5 protein-coding genes are annotated in these 4,149 nt (G+C 60.8%); all 5 read left to right on the top strand.

The genetic code is table 11. From position 1 onward, the window contains the following. Positions 1 to 161: 161 nt before the first annotated feature. The 5 genes from RIN13_RS19820 (at position 162) to RIN13_RS19800 (ending at position 4,005) form a co-directional block, all read left to right on the top strand. Positions 162 to 797 carry an AmiS/UreI family transporter gene (locus RIN13_RS19820; protein WP_309109030.1) on the top strand — a complete coding sequence of 212 codons (636 nt, stop codon included), beginning with the start codon at positions 162 to 164 and terminating at the stop codon, positions 795 to 797. A gap of 26 nt (positions 798 to 823) precedes the next feature. Next, complete coding sequence (locus RIN13_RS19815) at positions 824 to 1,111, top strand: zinc ribbon domain-containing protein (protein WP_309109029.1); 288 nt, start codon at positions 824 to 826, stop codon at positions 1,109 to 1,111. A gap of 29 nt (positions 1,112 to 1,140) precedes the next feature. Beyond that, a complete protein-coding gene (gene fmdA, locus RIN13_RS19810; protein ID WP_309109028.1) occupies positions 1,141 to 2,439 on the top strand; it encodes a formamidase in 1,299 nt (432 codons plus the stop codon). A 313-nt stretch (positions 2,440 to 2,752) separates the two neighbouring features. After that, on the top strand, positions 2,753 to 3,043 hold the full coding sequence (locus RIN13_RS19805) for a hypothetical protein (RefSeq protein ID WP_309109027.1): 291 nt from the start codon (positions 2,753 to 2,755) through the stop codon (positions 3,041 to 3,043). Positions 3,044 to 3,720: 677 nt separating this feature from the next. After that, a complete protein-coding gene (locus tag RIN13_RS19800) occupies positions 3,721 to 4,005 on the top strand; it encodes a hypothetical protein (protein ID WP_309109026.1) in 285 nt (94 codons plus the stop codon). Positions 4,006 to 4,149: the final 144 nt, after the last annotated feature.

The raw sequence follows: 4,149 nt of genomic DNA, 5'->3' as shown, positions 1-4,149 counted from the left end.
GAACCGTTGACATGAAAGAAATGCCCAAAGTAGGCTGTGGCATAACCAGCTGATGGTCGGTTATTCCTCCGATCCCGTGGCGTTTTACGATTTCGTGCCAACCGATTTCGCATCAACCGAGCTCTTCACAAAATCATCACCTGTATCGCAATGGAGCGAACATGGGCAGTGTCGGTTTACTGTACGTTGGAGCCGTCCTCTTTATCAACGGCTTGATGTTGATCGGATTGATTCCGGGCAAATCAGCGGCAATTCTCAACTTTTTCGTTGGAATCATGCAGGTGGTCTTCCCGACGATCATTCTGCTACAGGCAAATAATGACCCATCGATTATTTTCGGTGCCGCTGGGCTTTACCTTTTCGGTTTCACCTATCTATACGTGGGGATCCTTCAGGTTACCGGGGTCAGCGGGGAGGGGCTGGGCTGGTTCTCGCTGTTCGTGGCCGCCTGCGCCGTGGCCATCGGTGTTCTCCAGTTCACTTCCGTAGATGATCCTGTGTTCGGCTCGATCTGGCTCATCTGGGCCGTGCTCTGGTTCCTGTTCTTCCTCGTTCTTGGCCTGCACAAAGAGACACTGACCCTCGCGACAGGCTGGTTCACGATCTTTGTCAGCCATCTGACCGCGACCATCCCGGCATTCTTCCTGCTGCTTGACAGATATGAGACCAATACCACCAATGCGCTGGTCGTCGCAGCCTTGGGCGCAGTGTCCCTGGTGGTGGCATTCTTCCTGGCCCGCCGGGGCCTGCCCCACCGTAGGGCTGCGGAAGACACTGCAGCGGCCTCTGCAGCCTAGCGGCCGGACCAGGAAAGGAACCGTCCATGCCCATTTACGAGTACCGGTGCCCGCAATGTTCGGTTTTCGAGGTGATCTGCGCGATGAGTGAAGCAACTGATTCTTCGCCTTGCCCCTCATGCCAGCAACCCGCTCCACGGAAAATGAGCACCCCTTACCTTTCACGCAGCGGCTCCGCTGAATTCCGACTGATCGACGCCACCAAACGCAGCGCCCACCAGCCTCAGGTCATTATGGAACTACCGGGGACGAAGAGAAAGAACACGCAACACTACACGACTAATCCGTTACATAAAAAGCTTCCGCGACCATAACAGGACGAGATTCGATCACAGGAGACGAAATGCCCGAGCTAATTTTCCCGCTTGACTCTTCGAAGAAATTTGAGGACCAGGAGAAAATCGGTCACAACCGATGGCACCCGGAGATCCCGCCTGTGGCAACGGTCAGGCCCGGCGATGTTTTCCGTGTGCATTGCCGCGAGTGGTTCGACGGCGCGATCGTCAATGACGATTCGGCCGAGGACATTCTCAACGCCCCATTGCTGACCGTCCACAAACTCAGCGGACCCTTCGCCGTCGAAGGGGCACAGCCGGGCGATCTGCTGATAGTGGACATTCTTGATGTAGGGCCGATCCCGCAGGAGGACTCGGGGCCGCTGGCCGGACAGGGCTGGGGCTATACCGGCATCTTCGCCACGAACAACGGTGGCGGGTTCCTCACCGAGCAGTTCCCGGACGCCTATAAAGCCATCTGGGACTTCACCGGTCAGATTGCTTCATCCCGACACGTTCCGGAAGTCTCGTTCACGGGGCTAATCCACCCCGGACTGATGGGCACAGCCCCGTCCGCGGAACTTCTGGCCAAATGGAACCGGCGCGAAGGGGACCTCATCGCCACCAACCCAAACCGGGTTCCACCACTCGCGTTGCCTCCAAATCCTGAGCACGCCGTCCTGGGTAGCTTGCCGGAATCCGAATTCGACCGAGTGGCCGGGGAAGCGGCCCGTACCGCACCTCCACGCGAAAACGGCGGTAACCAGGACATCAAAAACCTCTCGAAGGGCACCAGGGTCTTCTATCCGGTCTTTGTGGACGGCGCGAACCTTTCCATGGGTGACCTTCACTTCTCCCAGGGTGACGGTGAAATAACCTTCTGCGGCGCCATCGAAATGGGCGGCTTCCTGGATCTGCGGGTCGACCTAATCAAGGGGGGCATGGACACCTACGGGGTAAGCGAAAACGCGATCTTCATGCCCGGCATCGTGGATCCGCGGTTCAGCGAATGGCTCGCGTTCTCCGGAACATCGGTGACACTGGACGGTGAGCAGAAGTACCTTGATTCGCACCTTTCCTATCAGCGGGCCTGCCTGCACGCCATCGACTACCTGACCCGGTTCGGCTACAGCCCAGAGCAGGCGTACTTGCTGCTCGGCGCCGCTCCGATCGAAGGCCGGCTCTCCGGCGTCGTGGACATCCCGAACTCGTGCTCCACCGTCTACCTGCCCACTGCGATCTTCGACTTTGACATCCGGCCCTCCGCCGCCGGCCCACACCAGGTAAAAGCGGGCATGGGCGCGCCCACGGCCAGCAACACGGCTCTGCCCGGTGCCGAGGGCTCCGATGCTGATGCCTCGTCTTAGCCGCTAAAACTGCCGGTGGCCGTATTTGAACCGGGGCGCGGTGCGGAAAACTCCTCGGCGCGCGATTTGGGCTCGAGTAACCCGGCGACGTCTCGATAGCATGCGCTACGCTTCCCGTGCACGGGGACAACCTGCCTCGGGCCCCTTCCAGGGGCGGCGCCGCTGCCCACCAAGGGTGACGGGCGGTCTGGTTCTGGGCGCAGATCAGGCGGCAGGATCTCGTGGAGCTCTGCAGGCAGTCCACCGGGACAGGTTCTGCTGACCTGCACGGTTCCCCGCGAACGGGTGCTGCTCTCGCAGTTCGGTGACTGGCATGCCGCCTAAACAGGAGTCCGCTGCTCATCGAAATCCCCGTGAGAGCGACGAGGAGTACTGCGCCCGGCTGGAGCGCGCGTTCGAGGAGGTCGATGCCCGGATCAGCGCCGCCGGGACGGCGCGTGGGGCGGGGTACCGGCGCTGGCCGGAGGACCTGCGGACCGAGCTCGAGATGGGTTGGGAGTTCATCCTGGATTGGGGGAACTACGGGCGCTACGAATCCTGGCAGGCCACGGTGCACTGCCTGTACGAGGACGACGTCGTGGAGGCGGTCCGGCTCCAGCGCTGAGCTGATGGATCACACGACTGGTTCCGGTAGATATTCCAGCTGGTTCCTTCGCATACGGAAGCATGCGTCCTTCCAGTGGTCGCCCCGCTTAGATCACTCTTGGCGCGTAAACTTGGTTCATGCGCCCCGAGGAAGCGATCGCACTGGTGTTTGCGATGGCTATCATGTGGGCGGGAACGATTCTGGTGCTGCTGTCGGGGCTGGGCCGCCCCGAAAGGCGCGCCCGCCGTCAGGAACGGACAGCGGAACGGGCGGCCCAGCGGTTGCACCGGGTAACACCAGCGCGGCGGCTGGCTCACCGGCGAAGGCGGTTCCGCCGCGACCGAAGTCGAATCCGGTAGAACTGCCTGCCTGCGTCGGATCGGCTGGCCTAGCAACAGCTTGATTTCCGGGCGCCTTTATACCCCTCCGGACCTAAAATTGCTGTATGGGCGGCCAAGAAGCGATTGCTTTGGTGTTTGTGCTTCTTGTCATCTGGGTCCTAGCGATCCTGGTGCTGCTGTCGCGTGTAGACCGCGACGAGAAGCGTGAGCGACGCCAGGAACGGAGAGCCAGTCGACAGGCTGGGCATCATGCGCACTAAGCAATGCGACCCCAAACGGCATAGCGTCTGACGGAGATGACGACACGCCAGACCGCTCCACCACCCTGTCCGTGGCTGGTGGGATCATGGCCGCATGACGGCTCCAACAGTGGAAGCGGCGATCCACGACCTGATGGATCTCGCCTGGAATGTTGTCTACGGCCTGCTCGAGGAGCGGGGACTCCTCGGCGACGGTTTCTTCACTGAGGAGTACACCGGGATCCATTCCTGGGTGGACGGCTTTACCCGCTACACCATCGTCCACTCGCGCACCGTCGCGGTCCTGTTCGTGGACACACGGCCGGTGGACGCCGTCGTGTTTCACCACGACCTGCTCGGCGCAGACGACCCGAAAAGCTTCTTCGCAGTTCCTCAGTGAAAATGCTGCAGGCGGTAGCGACTCCACCTCGCATCTCGCTGGTCATTCCTGGTTCAGAGAAGTCTTTGCGACGGTAGCCGTGGCGATGGAAACTGTGAGAATCGGCGTGCGATGGGTGCCGTTGCGTTTTGTGAGGCAAGGCCT

It is taken from the genome of Arthrobacter sp. (assembly GCF_031179985.1).
In the GTDB taxonomy this organism is placed as follows: Bacteria; Actinomycetota; Actinomycetes; order Actinomycetales; family Micrococcaceae; genus Arthrobacter.
This window is presented reverse-complemented; position numbering and strand designations above follow the sequence as displayed.